The 17,457-nt window shown below is 63.5% G+C and carries 19 protein-coding genes and 1 tRNA gene; 8 read left to right on the forward strand and 12 right to left on the reverse strand.

Annotated elements, in window-relative coordinates:
• The first annotated feature begins 66 nt into the window (after positions 1-66).
• Complete coding sequence (trpS, locus tag OH491_RS09100) at positions 67-1,032, forward strand: tryptophan--tRNA ligase (protein ID WP_068772084.1); 966 nt, start codon at positions 67-69, stop codon at positions 1,030-1,032.
• Positions 1,033-1,123: 91 nt separating this feature from the next.
• Here the strand turns inward: trpS and OH491_RS09105 are convergent, their stop codons facing one another.
• The 3 genes from OH491_RS09105 to OH491_RS09115 form a co-directional block, all read right to left on the reverse strand.
• Positions 1,124-1,525 carry an ExbD/TolR family protein gene (locus OH491_RS09105; protein ID WP_068772083.1) on the reverse strand — a complete coding sequence of 134 codons (402 nt, stop codon included), beginning with the start codon at positions 1,523-1,525 and terminating at the stop codon, positions 1,124-1,126.
• Positions 1,526-1,531: 6 nt separating this feature from the next.
• Positions 1,532-2,176, reverse strand: coding sequence for a MotA/TolQ/ExbB proton channel family protein (locus OH491_RS09110; protein ID WP_084442500.1), 645 nt, complete (start codon positions 2,174-2,176; stop codon positions 1,532-1,534).
• A 174-nt stretch (positions 2,177-2,350) separates the two neighbouring features.
• A complete protein-coding gene (locus OH491_RS09115) occupies positions 2,351-2,803 on the reverse strand; it encodes a hypothetical protein (RefSeq protein ID WP_145929006.1) in 453 nt (150 codons plus the stop codon).
• 91 nt (positions 2,804-2,894) lie between these two features.
• Here OH491_RS09115 and OH491_RS09120 point away from each other — a divergent pair, with 91 nt between their 5' ends.
• Positions 2,895-3,575, forward strand: a complete 681-nt coding sequence (locus OH491_RS09120) for an HAD family hydrolase (protein WP_068772080.1) — start codon at positions 2,895-2,897, stop codon at positions 3,573-3,575.
• A gap of 77 nt (positions 3,576-3,652) precedes the next feature.
• On the opposite strand, the gene OH491_RS09125 is transcribed toward OH491_RS09120, so the two are convergent.
• Positions 3,653-4,090: a hypothetical protein gene (locus OH491_RS09125; RefSeq protein WP_068772079.1), complete on the reverse strand. Its 438-nt coding sequence runs from the start codon at positions 4,088-4,090 to the stop codon at positions 3,653-3,655.
• Between the two features lie 87 nt (positions 4,091-4,177).
• Between OH491_RS09125 and rpiB the strand changes: the two genes are divergently transcribed.
• A complete protein-coding gene (gene rpiB, locus OH491_RS09130) occupies positions 4,178-4,618 on the forward strand; it encodes a ribose 5-phosphate isomerase B (RefSeq protein ID WP_068772078.1) in 441 nt (146 codons plus the stop codon).
• A gap of 55 nt (positions 4,619-4,673) precedes the next feature.
• On the opposite strand, the gene OH491_RS09135 is transcribed toward rpiB, so the two are convergent.
• The 7 genes from OH491_RS09135 to OH491_RS09165 form a co-directional block, all read right to left on the reverse strand.
• A complete protein-coding gene (locus tag OH491_RS09135; RefSeq protein ID WP_068772077.1) occupies positions 4,674-5,093 on the reverse strand; it encodes a hypothetical protein in 420 nt (139 codons plus the stop codon).
• A 107-nt stretch (positions 5,094-5,200) separates the two neighbouring features.
• Positions 5,201-5,749, reverse strand: a complete 549-nt coding sequence (locus tag OH491_RS09140; RefSeq protein WP_068772076.1) for a GNAT family N-acetyltransferase — start codon at positions 5,747-5,749, stop codon at positions 5,201-5,203.
• Positions 5,750-5,941: 192 nt separating this feature from the next.
• Positions 5,942-6,033, reverse strand: a tRNA-Ser gene (locus OH491_RS09145).
• Between the two features lie 157 nt (positions 6,034-6,190).
• Positions 6,191-6,958 carry a triose-phosphate isomerase gene (gene tpiA / locus OH491_RS09150; RefSeq protein WP_068772075.1) on the reverse strand — a complete coding sequence of 256 codons (768 nt, stop codon included), beginning with the start codon at positions 6,956-6,958 and terminating at the stop codon, positions 6,191-6,193.
• Positions 6,959-7,048: 90 nt separating this feature from the next.
• Positions 7,049-8,323 (reverse strand): phosphoglycerate kinase, encoded by a 1,275-nt coding sequence (locus tag OH491_RS09155; RefSeq protein ID WP_068772074.1) that lies wholly within the window; start codon positions 8,321-8,323, stop codon positions 7,049-7,051.
• Positions 8,324-8,503: 180 nt separating this feature from the next.
• Positions 8,504-9,550 carry a type I glyceraldehyde-3-phosphate dehydrogenase gene (gap, locus tag OH491_RS09160; RefSeq protein ID WP_068772073.1) on the reverse strand — a complete coding sequence of 349 codons (1,047 nt, stop codon included), beginning with the start codon at positions 9,548-9,550 and terminating at the stop codon, positions 8,504-8,506.
• Between the two features lie 198 nt (positions 9,551-9,748).
• Positions 9,749-11,032: a phospholipase A gene (locus tag OH491_RS09165; RefSeq protein ID WP_068772072.1), complete on the reverse strand. Its 1,284-nt coding sequence runs from the start codon at positions 11,030-11,032 to the stop codon at positions 9,749-9,751.
• A gap of 152 nt (positions 11,033-11,184) precedes the next feature.
• On the opposite strand from OH491_RS09165, the gene OH491_RS09170 reads away from it, so the two are divergent.
• A complete protein-coding gene (locus OH491_RS09170; protein ID WP_084442498.1) occupies positions 11,185-12,600 on the forward strand; it encodes an Nramp family divalent metal transporter in 1,416 nt (471 codons plus the stop codon).
• Positions 12,601-12,722: 122 nt separating this feature from the next.
• Positions 12,723-13,160 (forward strand): universal stress protein, encoded by a 438-nt coding sequence (locus OH491_RS09175; protein WP_068772071.1) that lies wholly within the window; start codon positions 12,723-12,725, stop codon positions 13,158-13,160.
• A gap of 283 nt (positions 13,161-13,443) precedes the next feature.
• Here the strand turns inward: OH491_RS09175 and OH491_RS09180 are convergent, their stop codons facing one another.
• Positions 13,444-14,289, reverse strand: coding sequence for an indole-3-glycerol phosphate synthase TrpC (locus tag OH491_RS09180; protein ID WP_068772070.1), 846 nt, complete (start codon positions 14,287-14,289; stop codon positions 13,444-13,446).
• 87 nt (positions 14,290-14,376) lie between these two features.
• Here OH491_RS09180 and OH491_RS09185 point away from each other — a divergent pair, with 87 nt between their 5' ends.
• From OH491_RS09185 to OH491_RS09195, 3 genes are all read left to right on the forward strand, one after another.
• Positions 14,377-15,078, forward strand: a complete 702-nt coding sequence (locus OH491_RS09185; protein WP_068772069.1) for a MazG family protein — start codon at positions 14,377-14,379, stop codon at positions 15,076-15,078.
• Positions 15,044-16,030: a tyrosine recombinase XerC gene (locus OH491_RS09190; RefSeq protein ID WP_084442497.1), complete on the forward strand. Its 987-nt coding sequence runs from the start codon at positions 15,044-15,046 to the stop codon at positions 16,028-16,030. Before OH491_RS09185 ends, OH491_RS09190 begins: the two co-directional genes overlap by 35 nt.
• Positions 16,031-16,134: 104 nt before the next feature.
• Positions 16,135-17,412, forward strand: a complete 1,278-nt coding sequence (locus OH491_RS09195; protein ID WP_068772068.1) for an anaerobic sulfatase maturase — start codon at positions 16,135-16,137, stop codon at positions 17,410-17,412.
• Positions 17,413-17,457: the final 45 nt, after the last annotated feature.

Consider the following 17,457-nt stretch of genomic DNA (forward strand, 5'->3'; position numbering starts at 1 on the left):
CTCAACCCGCCACGGCGCGGCAGCGCCCCAATCGAAAATCGAAAATCGAGAATCGAAAATTCCCCCATGCGCATCCTCACCGGCATCCAGCCATCCGGCACGCTTCACATCGGCAACTATTTCGGCGCGATCAAGCCCGCCGTCGAACTCCAGCAGCGCGGCGACGCCTTCTACTTCATCGCCGACTACCATTCGATGACGACGCTCACCGATCCCGCCGAGCGCCGCAAAAACACCATCGACGTCGCGCTTGATTTCCTCGCCTGCGGGCTCGACCCGAAACGCAGCATTTTCTGGCGCCAAAGCGACATCCCCGAGGTCTGCGAACTCACCTGGCTGCTCGGCACCCTCACCCCGATGGGACTCCTAGAGCGCGCCCACAGCTACAAGGACAAGGTCGCCAAGGGCATCGCCCCCAACTTCGGCCTCGTCGCCTACCCCGTGCTCATGGCCGCCGACATCCTGCTCTACGACTCGAACCTCGTCCCCGTCGGCAAGGACCAGAAGCAGCACGTCGAAATCACCCGCGACATCGCCACCAAGTTCAACCAGACTTACGGCGAGACCTTTGTCATTCCCGAGCCCGAGATTCGCGAGGATGTCGCCACCGTGCCCGGGCTCGACGGCCAGAAGATGAGCAAGAGCTACGGCAACACCATCGACATTTTCGGCGACGAGAAAGCCACGCGGAAAAAAATCATGGGCATCGTGATGGACAGCCGCACGCCGCAGGAGCCTAAGCCCGACGCCGACAAAAACCTCGCCATCCAGCTCCTCAAGCTCGTCGCCCCCGCCGACACCGCGCGGGACTTCGAGGAACGCCTCCGTGCCGGCGGCCTCGGCTACGGCGACCTGAAAAAGGCGCTTTTCGAGCACTACTGGAACTTTTTCGCCGAAGCCCGCGCCCGACGCGCCGAGCTGGCGGCGAACCTCGATTACGTGAACCAGGTCCTCGCCGAGGGAGCCCGGCGCGCCCGCGCCGTCGCCGCGCAAGTCCTCACCCGCGCCCGCCAAGCCTGCGGCATCGGATGAAATTACGAATTACGATTTGAGGAGCCACCGCTCCGTCTGCCTGTCGGCGCGAAGCGCCCAATCGTAAATCGTAATTCGTAATATCCTCCCCCTACCGCGATTGCAGGCTGAACTTGTTCAGGCCGGCCTTGCGGCATTCGTCCATCACGAACGTGACGGTTTTCAGCGGTGTGTTTTCGTCCGCGCTGATAAGCACGGGCACATCACGGCTGACGTCCTTCACCTGCTGCAACAACGCGGGCAGCTCGTGCTCGGCGACGGGCTTGTTGTTGAACAAAATCTCGCCACTCTTGTTGACTTGGATGAGCACGCCGTTGCTGAACTGGTTTTTGCCCGCCGTCTCCACTTTCGGCAGCGTGATGTTGAGCGTCTGCGTGGTGGCGAAGCGCATCGACACAAACGCAAAGAGCACGAGCATCACGAGCACGTCTATGAGCGGCACCAGCGGCAGCTCGGGACGGCGTCGGCGACGATTGCGAAGTCCGCTGCTCATCGTCGGTCAGAGGATGCTTTTGCCCGGCGCGGGCACGGGCGGCGGTGGCGTCGCAGCGGCCGGGAGTTGCGGGTTTTCGCTGGCGGCGAGCACGCGCTCGAGGAGCACGTCGAGGCGCGCCGACTGCGCGTCGATGCGGCGGTTCAGGTAGCCGTTGCCCAGCAGCGCCCCGACCGCGATGACGAGGCCGAGCAACGTCGCCGAGAGCGCGTAGCCGACGGATTCGGTGAACTGCACCGGGTCGGGCATCCGCGTCTCGGGATCGATCACGGAAAACGCGGCGAGCAGGCCCGACACGGTTCCGATCAACCCGATCAGCGGCGCCGCCGTGTAGATGACATCCAGATAGCTGACGCCGCGCTCCATCTTCATGAGTTCGAGGCGCGCGTAGGCCTTCGCCCCGTCGTAATCGCCCGGGTGGTCCTCCACGAAACTGATGATGCGCCCGAGCGCCGAATGCCGCCCGCCCGCACTGGCGCGGCCTTGCAGGACGGATTCCGCCAAGTCCTCGGGGATGATCGCCGCCGTCCGCAGCGCAAAACAACGCTCGCAGATGATAAATACCGCCACAACCGAGCACAATCCCAAGGGATAAGCCAGCAGCCCGGCCTCCTTGATGATGCGCATGCCATCAATCATCGCTAAAGTCATATAGAGGGTGTATGTAGTGCGCTCTTCTGACGGGTTGAAACACTAAAAGGTTCAGAAAATTTTCGGCAATCGCGGCGCCACCCCGGCTTTTGCCCCCGTGGCAATGCGCGAAAAAACAAAAACGCCGCGCCTTCGAGATGCGCGGCGTTTTTCGACGTCGTCCCAATCCGCCCCTCACGCGTCCTGCTCGATCAGCGTCAGATGCCCGTTGGTGAACACGGCGCGAATGTAATCGCGATAAACCGCCGGGGTGCCGTAGTAGCCCCCCCAATACGATCCCCAATAGCCTCTGCCCCAGCCGCCGTGCCAGTAGGGCCCCGGTCCCCAAGGACCGCCAAACCCGCCGTAAAAATAGCAGTCGTCGAGGCTGCGGTAATGCCAGATTTCGGACGTGCCGTTTTTGTCAATGCGCTGGGTGACACGATCGGGATTGCCAAGCGCGATGCGCACCATGGGCGGCGTGAACCCGATGGCGACGCGGCCCTGCCGCACGAGTTCCTGCTCCGCGGGCGTGAACGAGGCAAAGACGGTGGGATTCTTCTTGATGCGCGTCTCGGGTGTGGCGCAGCCGGCCAGAATTGCCAAGGCCGCCAAACCGATAAAAAAAGATAGTATTTTTGGTTTCATGGCTAATGGTATGGTCCGGGGTTGAATCTAGCAATCTGTTAGACGCAACCCTATCGTAAAAGTTTCACACTTTCACCTCTCAAAGCCGGCCATGCCTAACACGCTTTTACTCTGGGATATCGACGGGACGTTGATCGATTCGTCCGGCGCTGGAAAACGCGCCCTATGCGACGCCCTGCGCATCGTGCTCGGCATCGAGGACACGCTGGAATGGCTCGACTTCCACGGACGCACGGACGTGTGGATAACCCGGCAAATCCTGCGCCATCATGGGCTCCCGGAAACCTCCGCCGACATCGGCGGCGTGCTGAACGCCTACCTCGAAAGACTGGACGCGGCGATGGTCTCGGAAGATACCCGCGTGCTGCCCGGCGCCCGTGAAATCGTTGAAACCGTCGCGGCGCAGCCCAAAATCGCGCAGGGCCTGCTCACCGGCAACCTCCGGCGCGGCGCGGAAGGAAAACTCGCCCCTGTGGGGCTGTGGGGATTTTTCCCGTTCGGCGCGTTTGCCGATGACAGCGAATTCCGCAACGACCTCGGCCCGCACGCGGTGCGGCGCGCGTCGGAGCATCACGGCGTGCCGTTTGCGCCGGAGCGGGTGTTCATCATCGGCGACACGCCATACGACATAGAATGCGGCAAGGCCATCGGCGCGCAGACCATCGCCGTGGCGACCGGCCGCCATTCGCTGGAGGAACTGCGCGAGCACCGGCCCGGGGCGGTGTTTGCGAGCCTCGCCGATGCGCCGGCATTCTTCGCGGCGATCGGCTGACTGGCCGGTCAGGGCCGCTTCACGGGGATTTCGCGAGCGGCTGGCCTTGCTGCCCGAATTGGCGGAAGAGAAGGCAGCTACTTCGCGCGCGACTCGATCGCGGACACTTTGCCGCCTTCAAAGACCACGCGCACCTTGTCGTCGCTCTGGTCGCCACCCGTGGTCACGCCCACGCCGGTGCCGACCGCGGTTGAACCGCCGCCGCCTCCCACGCCCACGCCGAAGCTGAATGCCGGCGCCTTGCTGCGATACGCCCACACCTCCACCGCGCCATTGGCCGTCGTGCGGTTATAGACCCGGTCGGGCTTGCCCAGCGCCATCGTCACCATCTCGGGCGTGTAGCCGATGCCGACCTTGCCCGCACGGATGTTGGCCTGCTCCTCGGCGGGCAGCGCATCAAAGGCGGTCTGGTTTTTCTTGATGCGTCCGTCGCGCGTCGAGCATCCGGTGGAAAGCAACGCCATCATGCCCATGGCGAGCGATATTATGCAAATTGAGCAAATTCGGGCTTTCATATGATCGGGTTTATGGGTTTTAAGATTGGCGATACACATCAGCAACTCACACAGAGACAGATTATTTGCAACAAGGTTCATATTCCGATGAAAACGTTCAAAATCGCCATTGGCTCGGACCACGCCGGTTTCAAATACAAGGAAGCCATCAAATCCATGTTGCTCGCCGAGGGACACACGGTGCGCGATTTTGGGACCTATTCGGAAGAATCCTGTGATTACCCCGATTTCATCCGTCCCGTAGCCGAGGCGGTCGCCAGCGGCGAATACGAGCGGGGCGTCATCCTCGGGGGATCGGGCAACGGCGAGGCCATCGTCGCCAACCGCGTGAAGGGCATTCGCTGCGGTCTTTGCTGGAACGAGTCCGTCGCCATTTGGAACCGCTCGCACAACGACGGCAACATCATCTCCATCGGCCAGCGCACCATCAGCGAGGAGGAGGCATTGCGCCTCGTGAGGATCTGGCTCGCCACCGAGTTTGAGGGCGGCCGCCATATCGCCCGCATCAGGAAGATCGACGGCGAATAAGCCGGAAACCGCCCGGCCCGCGGCGAGGAAAATGTTTTGCCCACCGGCGTCTCGCTCAATCAAACGCCTTCGGGAAAAATTTCTCCACGACGGTGTTCGTGAGCGGGATGGGCTTTAGCTGCCCGTTGGCCGCGGCGATCAGGCCAAGTATCCACAAGACAAAAAGCCCCAGTCCCAGCAATGGCGTAAGCAATGCAAACACCAGGCCGACGACGGGAATCGCCGACAGGATCATGAACGGAATCATGCAAACGATGCCGGTGACAAAAATCCCGAGAACCTGCCGCAAATGGAACGCGCCGAGGCGGGTCTTTTTGCTGCCATGCAGGATGATGGCGATGATGAAACCGATGAGGGTCAGGTAGGCGACGATGGCCACCGTCTTGTCCTCCGCGGACGCCTCGACGGGCGCGGGCGGCGGTGGCGGCGGGGACGACGGCGGGGAGGAGAGCGGGATGTTGTTTGACGCGTCCATGTCTAATAGAGGGAAGAGTTGCGTGTGCAAAACCGCCGCGGCGCGGCATGGTTCTGCCTAATTAACACGCAATCCCACCCGATACAAGGGCGCCGGCCGCATTTTGCTCAGTCCCGGTCGTCGAGGCGTTTCAAAAACATCTTTGCCGCCTCGCGAAAGCCGTGGCGCCTGAAAAAATCGTGGGCCGACTCGTTGCGAATGCCGGACTCGAGGACCACGTTTTCCATCCCGGCATCCCGCATCGCATCGGTCGCCGCGGACATCAAACGGTGGCCGATACCCTCGCCGCGATGGTGCGTGTTCACGACGATGTCCTCGACGATGCCGTAGCGATGCTTCAAGTCGTAGAACAGCACGGCGACCCCGAGGATCGCCCGCCCGCGCGTGGCGACGAGCACTCCGCCCTCGCCGCGTTTTTGCCGGCGGATCGCGTGGCGGATGTCGTCGGCCAGCATCGAGCGCCGGAAGTGCGCCCAGCGGCGCGTGTGCTCGGCGCGGTGTTCGATCACCTCGGAATGGGTGATGTAGTTGGTGTTGGTGTTGGCTTGAATTACCCTGACCAGCGCCCGGAGGCGGCGCGCATTGGCAAGGAAGCCGATTTCGACCGTGTTTTTCTTGCGCGGCAGCGCAATGGTGGGGGAGGTGCTTGTTCTCATGCAAGCGTCACGGCGATGCAATCGGACGGCGCATCGGCGGACGAGAAACGGTGAAGGAAATTTTCCATCGGAAAGCGCGGAAAACTAGCCTCACCTCAAAATCGCGCCAAGCAGATATCTGGATTATTTTTTTGGAATCCCCATCCGCATTTTGCGCCCGTCGGTAATTCGTTTCCGGACAAAAAAATAACCTGGCGGAGAGAGGGGGATTCGAACCCCCGGTAGGCTGTTACACCTACAACGCTTTAGCAAAGCGCCGCTTTCGACCGCTCAGCCATCTCTCCGAATCAGGTCCGCAAACGAAAGCCGCCCGGCACGCGGAGGGCAAGGACTTTTCTGCCGATTTCTCCGGTGTCTCCATTCACAAAAAAAACGCCGGAGGACCTGTTCGGTTTCTCCGGCGTCCCAATCGTTCGGACAATGTCTTCCGCGGGGGAGTCCTTATTTGACCGCGGCCGCGGCGCTGACGAGTTCCACGAAGCTGCGGGCCTCAAGGGCCGCGCCGCCGATGAGCCCGCCGTCGATGTCCTTTTGCGTCAACAGTTGGGGCGCATTGGAAGGTTTCATCGAGCCGCCGTAGAGAATGCGGATCTTTTGCGCGACGGTCTCGCCGTACAATTTCGTGAGGAGCTGGCGGATGAATGCGTGCACTTCCTGCGCCTGCTCGGTCGTGGCGACTTTGCCGGTACCGATGGCCCAGACGGGCTCGTAGGCGACGACGACGTTGTTCACCTGTTCGGCGGTCACGCCGGCCAGCGCGCCTTCGGTCTGCGTCTGCACGACTTTCAGGGTCGAGCCGGCCTCGCGCTCGGCGAGGGTTTCACCCACGCAGAGGATGGGGCGAAGCTGGTTGGTGAGCGCGGCGAGGACCTTTTTGTTGATGAACGCGTCGGTCTCGCCGAAGTAGGCGCGGCGTTCGCTGTGGCCGAGGATGACATGCGTCGCGAAGAGCGAGCGAATCATGGGCGCGGAGATTTCGCCGGTGTAGGCGCCGCCGGCCTCGGGGTGCATGTTCTGCGCGCCGAGCTTGATGGTGGTGCCTTCAATGGCCTTGCCCACGGTTTCGAGCGCGGTGAAGGGCGGGCACACGACGATATCGACGTCGGTGACGCGGCCGAGTTCAGCGGCGATTTCCTGCGCGAGGGTGGCGGCCTCGGGCACGGTTTTGTTCATTTTCCAATTTCCGGCGATGAGTTTTTTGCGGAGCATGATGAAGTAGGAGTTTAAGTTTTAGGTTTAAGTTGGCGCGAAGCGCCGCTGCCTTCTCTTGTCACTTGATACTTGTGACTTTTAGCAGCGTCAGCCTTGCAGGAAAACGACACCGGGGAGGGCCTTGCCTTCGAGGAATTCGAGGCTGGCGCCGCCGCCGGTGGAGCAGTGTGTGACTTTGTCGGCGACCTTGAATTTCTTCGCGGCAGTGGCGGTGTCGCCTCCGCCGACCACGGTGATCGCGCCCGCCGCGGTGGCGGCGGCGACGGCGGCGGCCTGCGACTTGGTGCCTTCGGCAAACTTCTCGAACTCGAATACGCCGGCGGGGCCGTTCCAGATAATGGTCTTGCTGGCCTTGATGGTTTCGGCGAAGAGCGCGTTCGATTTCGGGCCGACGTCGAGGCCGAGCCAGCCGGCGGGGATGCCGGTGGAGTCGTCGGCGGGTTGCACGGCAACGTTCTCGATTTTCACGTCCTTGTCGAATGGCGAGGGTGAACCACAGATGTAGTCGACCGGGAGGACGAGTTTCACGCCCTTGGCTTTCGCTTTCGCGGCGAGTTCGGGCACGAGCTTGGCGCCCTCGGCGTCGAAAAGGCTGTTGCCGATCTCCATGTTGTTAAGGACCTTCTTGAAGGTGAAGGCCATGCCGCCGCCGATGATGATGGCATCGGCTTTTTCGATGAGATTGTTGATGAGCGGGATTTTGTCCGCGATCTTCGCGCCGCCAAGGATGGCGAGGAGGGGGCGCTGCGGGTTGTCCAGCACCTTGGCGAAGGCCTTGAGTTCGGCTTCCATGAGGAAACCGGCGGCCTTTTGCGGGAGGTTGACGCCGACCATGGAGGAGTGGGCGCGGTGCGCGGTGCCGAAGGCGTCGTTCACGTAAACGTTGCCGAGTTTGCTGAGGCTGGCGCGGAAGACTTCGACGGCGGCTTTGTCGGCGGTGATTTTGGTCTCGGTGCCGTCGGGGTTTTTGACTTTGACCTTTCCTTCTTCCTCGATGTGGAAGCGGAGGTTTTCGAGGAGGAGGACGTCGCCGGGTTTGAGGGCGGCGGCGGCCTGCTCGGCCACGGGGCCGACGCAGTCCCCGGCAAAGGCGACGGGGCGGCCGAGCAGCTTGGAGAGCTCGGCGGCGACGGGCTTGAGGGTGTATTTGGGATTGGCTTTGCCGTCGGGACGGCCGAGGTGGCTCATGAGCACGACGGAGGCACCGTGGTCGAGCGCGTGTTTGATGGTGGGCAGCGCGGCGACGATGCGCTGGTTGTTGGTGATGGCCCCGGTGGCCTTGTCCTGCGGGACATTGAAATCGACGCGGATGAGGACGCGTTTGCCGGAGAGATCGAGATCGCGGATGGTTTTATACGGCATAACCTGATGAAGAATTAAAAATGGAGAATGAAGAATGAAAGGGCGCAGTCGGAAGTGGAGCGCAGCCAGAATGGCACAGGGACGGGATGCGAAAAAGGCAGAATGAGAAGTAGAACACCGCCGGGGAGGTCTGGCATTCTACATTCTGCATTCTGCCTTCTGCATTAGAACAAAACGCGCTCAGAGCTTGGCGGCGATGATCTTGGTGAGGTCAACGACGCGGTTGGAATAGCCCCACTCGTTGTCATACCAGCTCACGAGCTTGAAGAAGTTCGGGTTGAGCTCGATGGAGGAGCCGGCGTCGAAGATCGAGGAGAGCTTGTCGTGGATGAAGTCGGAGGAGACGACTTCGTCCTCGGTGTAGCCGAGGATGCCCTTCAGGTAGGTTTCACCCGCCTTTTTGATGGCGGCCTTGATTTCCGCGAGGGAGGTGGGCTTGACGGTCTTCACGGTGAGGTCAACGACGGAGACGGTCGGAGTCGGCACGCGGAGGGACATGCCGGTGAGCTTGCCCTTGACCTCGGGGAGCACGAGGGCGACGGCCTTGGCGGCGCCGGTCGTGGAGGGGATGATGTTGATGGCGGCGGAACGGCCACCCTTCCAGTCCTTCTTGGACGGGCCGTCCACGGTCTTCTGCGTGGCGGTGTAGGAGTGGACGGTGGTCATCAGACCCTCGGCGACGCCGAAGCCTTCCTTGAGGAGCACGTGGACGAGCGGCGCGAGGCAGTTCGTGGTGCAGGAGGCGTTGGAGATGATGTTGTGCTTCGAGAGGTCGAGCTTGTCGTCGTTGACGCCGAGGACGACGGTGATGTCCTCGCCCTTCGCGGGGGCGGAAATGATGACTTTCTTCGCGCCGGCGGCGATGTGGCCCTTGGCTTTCTCGGCGTCGGTGAAGAGGCCGGTGGACTCGATGACGAGCTGGACGCCCAGCTTGGCCCAGGGAAGCTCGGCGGGGGTCTTGGCGGACACGACGAGGATGTCCTTGCCGTTGACCACGAGCACGTCGTCGTCCGCCTTGTCGGGGGACGATTTCTTGGAGGCGACGGTGCCTTGGAATTTGCCCTGCGTGGAGTCATACTTCAGCAGGTAGGCGAGATTGTCGGCGGGGACGATGTCACCGACGGCGACGACGTCAAACGTGGTGCCGAGAAGGCCCTGCTCAACGAGGGCGCGGAATACGAGGCGGCCGATGCGGCCGAAACCATTGATAGCGACTTTAACTGCCATAAGAGCTCCGATGTGTGGGTTATCTGCTGTTTTGTGATTTAGTGAGCCGGGCCGGGAGGCACGGAAGGATGACAAAAAACCCGCGTCGCGAAATTGGCAAGGGTTTTACCGTGAGAAAACCGGGCTTGGGGAGGATTTTGGCAAAATCTGCGCGACGAGGGCATTCGCATTTTCTCGCAATAATGTTGCACCAATGTCTCACCGCACGATCGACAGGCCGGCGCGAATCGTCTCGGAGCGCTCGTTGTAGTGCAGCAGGCTTTCGCCATAGCCGTTCCAATACTGCACGAGGAGGTAAGCGGCGAAATTGTTAAAAAACACATCGAGCGGATAGGTCACATCCACCTGCACTGCTCCTTTCCTGAATCCCTGCCCGGCGCGGGCCAGCACGGAAATACCGAGGCTGTCATTCTTGCCAAACACCGCGCGCAACTCGCCGAAACCGCGGTAGTCGTCGAGGTCTCCGTTGTCGCCCATGTCGCTGATATAGGCCCAAACCTTCGGGGCCACGATGAGGTTCCAGCCGTCGAGATTCCCGAGGGCAAACGCCGCCCGGGCCGACACGGTGTTGAGGCTGCGGGAGTTGTCGCCGTCGCGGCCGTTTGACTCGTGCCCGATGCCCGCCTGCCAGCCGAGCCAGGTGAAAAAGCCGTTCGATTTCCGCGCGGGCGCGAACGACGCAAAGAAAAACTCCGGCATGTAGCTCGTATCGTAAAACGGCGACGAGTCCCCATCGATATCCCAGAGCGAGCGCTGCGTGTAGGCGAAACGCAGGCCCTTGAGAAACGGATACTCCCTGGCCAGCCAGCCGTCGTTGGTCAGCATCTGGTATTGGAAACTGAACTGAAATTTCGCCGCGGGCGCATCAGGGCCGTAGATGAAATATACCGAATCGTAGGTGGAAAAATTGTCCAGGAATGAGCGCTTCAATTTCGCCGTGACCGACCGCGGCACGAGATTGCTGAGCGGCGCGGCGGGCGCAAAAGGCGCGACCTCCTGCGCGGTCGCGTCGGCGGCGGGGACCGCGTCCGGCCCGGACGCCCGTTTTGTTTTTTCCCGCCCGGACGCGAGCTTCGCGGCGGCGGCCACCTCCGCCTCGCGCACATCGAGCACAGCATGCATGACGGCGGGCTGCCGGATCGTCAGCACGAGCCGGCCGCGCGCGCCGGCGGGAACGGCAAACACGTAGGTGAGCGACTCATACCCGCGCGCCGGCACGTCGCCGGCCGACGCCTGGTTCTCGATCAACCGCAGCGTCACCGGCCACGGTCCGCCGCGCGCGCCGTCAAGCTCCCCCTGCAGCACCGGCGGCTCGTCATGCGGCAAGGCACGATCGGTGGTGTTGAGCGCCACCAGGTTCAAGGTCGCCTCCTGTCCGGCCGGCAGGGGTTCGGTCGGCGCCAGCAAACCGAGCACGATCTCCTGTCCCGAACTGCAAACGGCGCAGGCCAGCAGCAAAAATCCGGCGGTTATTCTTTTCATGGCGCACAAGAAAGGTGCCGCGCCCGCGCATCGCAAGCGCAAGCGCATGATTCATCCGAATGCCCCGCGCGCGCCGCGGACGAAAGAACCGCGATGCGTGTTTTCATTCGTCTTGCATCCGGGTCAAAATTTTGTAGCATAGGCTTCAATTCATGGAAAACGTGGACACCGACGCACGCGAAAACGAGCCGCAACCATCCGGAGGGAACACCCGTCCCGGTCACAGTCAGCGGGGCGAAACCGGCTGGCGGCTGGCGCGGGCGGAGCGAAGCCTGCCCGAGGCGCACGCCACCATCGCCGTGCCAAGGCACCTCGGGTTCTGGCGCAAGCTGCTCGCGTTCTCCGGGCCGGGCTACCTGGTCGCCGTCGGCTACATGGACCCGGGCAACTGGGCGACGGACATCGCGGGCGGCTCGCAATTCGGCTACACGCTGTTGAGCGTCATCGCGATTTCGAGCATCATGGCCATCCTGCTCCAGTCGCTCTGCGCGCGGCTCGGCATCGCCACCGGGCGCGATCTCGCGCAGGCGTGCCGCGACCATTATTCGAAGCCGGTTTCATTTGTGCTGTGGATCTTGTGCGAGGTGGCGATCTGCGCCTGCGACCTCGCCGAGGTCATCGGCACGGCCATCGCGCTGAATCTGCTGTTCGGCATCCCGCTGGTATGGGGCGTGTGCCTGACCGCGCTCGATGTCGTGCTCGTGCTCTGGCTCGCGCACAAGGGATTCCGGCTGCTCGAGATCATCGTCATCTCGCTGATGGCGGTCATCGCGGGCTGCTTCGGGCTGGAGCTGCTCTTCTCGCAACCCGCCGTGGCCGAGGTGTTCGGCGGGCTGGCGCCCTCCCCCGAGATCGTGACCAATCCGGCGATGCTTTACGTCGCCATCGGCATCATCGGCGCGACCGTGATGCCGCACAACCTCTACCTGCACTCCTCCATCGTGCAGACGCGCAAATACGAGCAAACCCCCGAGGGCAAACGCGAGGCGGTGAAGTTTGCCGTGGCCGATTCCAGCATCGCGCTGTTCTTCGCGTTTTTCATCAACGCGTCCATCCTCATCGTGTCGGCCGCGACCTTCCATGCGCAGGGCCGCACCGACGTCGCGGAAATCCAGGACGCCTACCTGATGCTCTCGCCCATGCTCGGCGTCGGCGCGGCGAGCACGCTTTTCGCGCTGGCGCTGCTCGCATCGGGGCAAAACTCCACGCTCACCGGCACGCTCGCCGGGCAAATCGTGATGGAGGGCTTTTTGAACATCCGCATGCGCCCGTGGCTGCGCCGCCTCATCACGCGGCTCATCGCCATCGTGCCGGCGGTGATCTGCGCGGCCATCTACGGGGAAAGCGGCACGGCGCGCCTGCTGGTGTTCAGCCAGGTCGTGCTCAGCCTGCAACTCCCCTTCGCGGTCATCCCGCTGGTCATGTTCACCAGCGAAAAGGAAAAAATGGGCGCTCTCGTGACGCCGCCGTGGCTGCGCGTGCTCGCGTGGCTTGTCACGGCGATCATCGTGGTGTTGAATATCAAACTCCTGCTCGACTTCGCCGGCATCACCCACGGCGGAGCCTGAAACATGTGATTTGAACAAAAGGCATAAAACCAGACCGGGGCGCCCGGTTTGAAAATAAATTTTTCAAACCGCCCCTGATTCTTAATTATTAATTTTAATTCTTATTTTTGCCCCCACCCGTCATGTACAAAAAAATCCTAGTCGCCCTCGAAAACACGAGCGCCGATCACGCCCTGCTCGAACACGTCGGGGCGCTCGCCGTGCGCCTCGGTTCCGAACTGCTCCTCCTGCATGTCGCGGACGGCTGGGCCGCGCGCAACTTCGACCAGCTCAAACTCGCCGAGTCCGAGGAAATCAAGGCCGACCGCGCCTACCTCGCGGCGCGCGTCGCCGACGTGGCGCGGCAGGGCTTGCGCGCCGAGTCGATGCTCGCGATGGGCAACCCGCCGCAGGAAATCCTGCGCGTGGCGGCGGAGCACGACTGCGACCTCATCGCGCTCGCCTCGCACGGACACAAGGCCCTGGCCGATGTCGTGCACGGCAGCACCATCGCCAAGGTCCGCCACAACACCATGCTCCCGCTCCTCGTCGTCCACGGGGGAAAACCCGCGCCGCTGTAAACGCGCTTCCGCAACGCCGTTTCCGCGCATAGGGAATTTCAGCATGCGTGGGTTGAGTGGCACGGGCGTCTCGCCCGTGGGTTTGGTACTTTCCTGGCAAAACACGGGTGAGACGCCCGTGCTACCCAACCCGCGTTTCCGTTCGGCCCCTGTCCTATTGGAGAGACGGCCTCCAAAAGGATAAATCTCACTCGGAAATGGCATCACAAAAACACTGCGTCCACCGGCGCCGCTTCGCGAGCGGGAAATCCTCGTGTTTTTGTGCGACGCCAGGCCGGCGCGCTCAACCATTCAACTCGCGAATCAGCGCGGCGGGATCGCGCGCTTTCATCAAGGCCTCCCCGACCAGCACGGCGTGCGCCCCGGCGGCACGGACCCGGGCCGCGTCCGCGCCGGTGAAGATGCCGCTCTCGCTGACCGCGATCACGTCGCGCGGGAATTGCGGGATGAGCCGTTCGCTGAGGGCGAGGTCGGTCTTGAAAACGGAGAGGTCGCGGTTGTTGACACCAATGATGCGCGCGCCGTGGCGGAGGGCGCGCGCGAGTTCGTCCTCGTGGTGAATCTCGAAAAGCGCGTCGAGCCCGGCGGCGCGGGCGGCGGCGTGGAGCGTCTCGATTTCGCCGTCGTCGAGCGCACGCACGATGATGAGGATGGCGCCGGCCCCGGCCTCGCGCGCCTCGGCGACCTGCACGGGATGCACCATGAAATCCTTGCGGATAATGGGCGGACACGGCGCGCCGCCAGCTTCATCTCCTGCCACTTGCCACTTGTCACTTGTCACTTCGCTGTCGCCGCCGCGCAGCGCGGCGGCGACAGCGCGCAGATCGTCGAGCGTGCCGCCGAAATACTTGTGGTCGGTCAGCACCGACATCGCGCTGGCGGCGGATTGGTAGCGGCGGGCCTGCGCGGGCGCGGAGGCGTTCTCGGCGATGGCTCCGGCGGAGGGCGAGCGGCGCTTGATCTCGGCAATGACGGCGGTCTTCCCGTCGGCGCGGCGCAACGCGGCGGCGAACGACGGCGGCGCGGGCAGGCGGGCGTTGAGCGCGGCGAGTTCGCCGAGGGAGACGGGGCGGACGAGCGGCGCAATCTCGCGGCGCTTCCAAGCCATGATTTCGGTGAGTTTGTCCATCGGCAGAGATTTGGAGAAAACACGGAAGCGCGCCGAAAGAAAGCTCTGTTTTTCGGGCGCGCTTCCGTGTATGAGTCGCGTCCACACATGAGTGCCATCAACGAACTTCGCCAGACCATCGCCCGCCTGCGCGCGCCCGGCGGCTGCCCCTGGGACCGGGAGCAGACGCATGCGTCGCTGACCCGCTGCCTGATCGACGAATGCAGCGAGTTGCTCGAAACCATCGACGCGCTCGACATGCCGCACATGCGCGAGGAACTCGGCGACGTGCTCATCCAGGTGGTGTTTCACGCGCAGCTCGCCGAGGAGTCCGGCCACTTCGACCTCGACGACGTGGCGCGTGAGGTGAACGAAAAGCTCATCCGCCGGCATCCGCATGTGTTTGGCGACAACCGGCTCGACACCTCCGAACAGGTGCTGGTCAAGTGGGAGCAGATCAAGGCGCAGGAAAAGGCGGCGAAGGCCGCCGCCGCGGGCGCGAACGGAAACGCGCAGCCGGAACGCGAAAAAGTCTTCAAGGACATGCCGCCGCGCCTGCCGGCGCTGATGTTTGCCGAGGCGGTGTGGAAACAAATCCAGAAGAAAGACCTGCCGCACGACGGCGCGGTCGATTCCGCCCGCGTGGCCGGGCTCGCCGCGACGCTCGACGACGAGGCGCTGGGCCGCGCGCTCTTCGAACTCGCCGCCGCCGCCCGCGCGAAAGGGCTCGATCCCGAAGGGGCGCTGCGCCGGCACGCGACGAAGGTGATGAGCGATGTCGAAAAACACCTCCAGCAGCAAGGCGTCTGAGGAAAACGGCCGCACCGCGGCCACAGGGCCCGCCGTGCCGGACGCCGTGGCCGCGGAGTGGCTGCATCCATTTCTTGAATACATGGAGAAGGAGCGCCGCTACTCGCGCCACACGCTGCGCAACTACCGGCAGGCGTTCGAGGATTTCTGGCGCTGGCTCGCGGATTCCGGCCTCGCCGCGCGCGGGCTGGGCGCGCTCGCCACGCGCGACCTGCGCGACTTCGTCATCGAGGCGCAGCGCCGCTTCGACCGCCGCACGCTGCACAACCACGCGTCCGGCCTGCGCGCGTTCTACAAATACTGGCTGCGCCACGGCAAGGTGACGCGCAACCCGTTCGTCGGCGTGCCGCTGCCGCGCCTCGAAAAGCGCCTGCCGAAGTTCCTCACCGAGGAACAGATGCGCCTGCTGCTCGACGGTCCGGCGCGCCTGCTCGAAAACGAGGCCATCGACCCGTTCACCGCCTGCCGCGACCGGCTCGTGATGGAGCTCCTCTACGGCGCGGGCCTGCGCGTGAGCGAACTGACCGCGCTCAACCACGGCGACATCGACCAGACCTCCGGCGTCGCGCGCGTGCTCGGCAAAGGCCGCAAGGAGCGCCTCTGCCCGCTGGGCAAGGTCGCGCTGGCCGTGCTCAGGCAATTCAAGGCCGCCCACGCCCGCGACACCTCGCCGACCGCGCCCGTGGTGGTCACGGCGAAGCACGGGCGCATGCCCGTCCGCCAGGTGCAGCTTTTGTTGAAACGCTACCTCGCGCTGGCCGGGCTGCCGCCGGACATTTCCCCGCACAAGCTCCGCCACAGCTATGCCACCCATCTCCTCAACGCCGGGGCCGACCTGCGCCTCGTGCAGGAATTGCTCGGCCACGCGAGCCTGAACACCACGCAGGTCTATACCCACGTGAGCGTCGCGCGCCTGAAGGAAATTTACCAGAAGGCGCATCCGCGCGCGTAATTGGCGCCGCCCGGACGGCGTCTTGCATGCCGTGCGATCCAAAACGCCGCCCGTCACTTGACCTCGCCGGGCAGGGAATGCACTTTCCATCCTTTCATCGCTCAATGCCCCCGCCTCCGACCACCATCGCCCGCCAGCCCTTCCACGGGATGACCAAGCCCATCGGCTCGGTCTGCAACCTCGATTGCACGTATTGCTTCTACCTCGAAAAAGCGCGCCTCTACGAGGGACAGGGCGGACGGCGCATGAGCCGGGAGGTGCTGGTCGCCTACGTCCGCGACTACATCGCGTCGCAGCCGGGACGCGAAGTTCACTTCGCGTGGCAGGGCGGCGAGCCGACGCTGGCGGGGCTCGACTTTTTCCGCGAGGCGGTGGAACTGCAAAAACGCTTCGGCGTGGGCCGCGTCATCCACAACGCCTTCCAGACCAATGGCACCCTGCTCGATGACGAGTGGGGCGGGTTTCTGGCGAAAAACAATTTCCTCGTCGGCATCAGCGTGGACGGCCCGCGCGACATTCACGACGGCTACCGCGTGGACAAGGGGCAGAAGCCGACCTTCGACCGCGTGATGAATGGCGTGGACGTGCTCAAGCGCCACAAGGTCGAGTTCAACACGCTCACGACCGTGCACAAAAAAAACTCGCGCCGCGGCGTGGATGTTTACCGCTTCCTGCGCGAGATCGGCTCGGGCTACATCCAGTTCATCCCCATCGTCGAGCGTTCCGCCGAGGCGACCGAGGCGGCGGCGTCCGGCCTGTGGCTGTCCCCGCCGCCGGACCATCCCGACGCCGACGAATTCGACTCGCAGGTGACGGAGTGGAGCGTGCGCCCGAAGGATTACGGCGATTTTCTGTGCTCGATTTTCGACGAGTGGGTGCAGCGCGACGTGGGCCGCTTTTTCGTGCAGCAATTCGACGCCGCCCTCGCCAACTGGGCGGGGGAGCCGGCGGGCATCTGCGTGTTTTCCGAGAAATGCGGGCGCGCCGTCGCGGTCGAGCACAACGGCGACGTGTATTCGTGCGACCACTACGTTTATCCGCATTACAAGCTGGGCAACCTGCTGAACACCTCGATGGGCGCGATGATCGACTCGCCCGGCCAGCAGGCGTTTGGCGACGCCAAGGCCGATTCGCTCCCGCGGTATTGCCGCGAGTGCGCTGTGCGCTTTGCCTGTCACGGCGAATGCCCCAAGCATCGCTTCCTCACGACGCCGCACGGCGAGCCGGGGCTGAACTACCTTTGCGGCGCATACAAGAAATTCTTCACCCACATTGACTCGGCGATGCGCACGATGTCGGCGCTGCTTTCCGCCGGCCAGGCCCCGGCGGCCATCATGCAGATCCCCCGCGGCCAGTGGCTGCGCGCGGCCAAAGGGCGGTGACCGCGCCACGCTGCCGCCCCGGGCAATTCCCCTTCCCGCCCGGGA

Source organism: Termitidicoccus mucosus (genome assembly GCF_038725785.1).
In the GTDB taxonomy this organism is placed as follows: Bacteria; Verrucomicrobiota; Verrucomicrobiia; order Opitutales; family Opitutaceae; genus Termitidicoccus; species Termitidicoccus mucosus.

Coding starts and splice junctions, on each gene's coding strand:
- gap (WP_068772073.1), bottom strand. CDS start 9,550: ATGGCAGTTAAAGTCGCTATCAATGGTTTCGGCCGCATCGGCCGCCTC.
- OH491_RS09140 (WP_068772076.1), bottom strand. CDS start 5,749: ATGAGAACAAGCACCTCCCCCACCATTGCGCTGCCGCGCAAGAAAAAC.
- rpiB (WP_068772078.1), top strand. CDS start 4,178: ATGAAAACGTTCAAAATCGCCATTGGCTCGGACCACGCCGGTTTCAAA.
- OH491_RS09195 (WP_068772068.1), top strand. CDS start 16,135: ATGCCCCCGCCTCCGACCACCATCGCCCGCCAGCCCTTCCACGGGATG.
- OH491_RS09105 (WP_068772083.1), bottom strand. CDS start 1,525: ATGAGCAGCGGACTTCGCAATCGTCGCCGACGCCGTCCCGAGCTGCCG.
- OH491_RS09190 (WP_084442497.1), top strand. CDS start 15,044: ATGTCGAAAAACACCTCCAGCAGCAAGGCGTCTGAGGAAAACGGCCGC.
- OH491_RS09185 (WP_068772069.1), top strand. CDS start 14,377: ATGAGTGCCATCAACGAACTTCGCCAGACCATCGCCCGCCTGCGCGCG.
- OH491_RS09180 (WP_068772070.1), bottom strand. CDS start 14,289: ATGGACAAACTCACCGAAATCATGGCTTGGAAGCGCCGCGAGATTGCG.
- tpiA (WP_068772075.1), bottom strand. CDS start 6,958: ATGCTCCGCAAAAAACTCATCGCCGGAAATTGGAAAATGAACAAAACC.
- OH491_RS09175 (WP_068772071.1), top strand. CDS start 12,723: ATGTACAAAAAAATCCTAGTCGCCCTCGAAAACACGAGCGCCGATCAC.
- OH491_RS09135 (WP_068772077.1), bottom strand. CDS start 5,093: ATGGACGCGTCAAACAACATCCCGCTCTCCTCCCCGCCGTCGTCCCCG.
- OH491_RS09110 (WP_084442500.1), bottom strand. CDS start 2,176: ATGACTTTAGCGATGATTGATGGCATGCGCATCATCAAGGAGGCCGGG.
- OH491_RS09115 (WP_145929006.1), bottom strand. CDS start 2,803: ATGAAACCAAAAATACTATCTTTTTTTATCGGTTTGGCGGCCTTGGCA.
- OH491_RS09165 (WP_068772072.1), bottom strand. CDS start 11,032: ATGAAAAGAATAACCGCCGGATTTTTGCTGCTGGCCTGCGCCGTTTGC.
- OH491_RS09125 (WP_068772079.1), bottom strand. CDS start 4,090: ATGAAAGCCCGAATTTGCTCAATTTGCATAATATCGCTCGCCATGGGC.
- OH491_RS09155 (WP_068772074.1), bottom strand. CDS start 8,323: ATGCCGTATAAAACCATCCGCGATCTCGATCTCTCCGGCAAACGCGTC.
- OH491_RS09170 (WP_084442498.1), top strand. CDS start 11,185: ATGGAAAACGTGGACACCGACGCACGCGAAAACGAGCCGCAACCATCC.
- trpS (WP_068772084.1), top strand. CDS start 67: ATGCGCATCCTCACCGGCATCCAGCCATCCGGCACGCTTCACATCGGC.
- OH491_RS09120 (WP_068772080.1), top strand. CDS start 2,895: ATGCCTAACACGCTTTTACTCTGGGATATCGACGGGACGTTGATCGAT.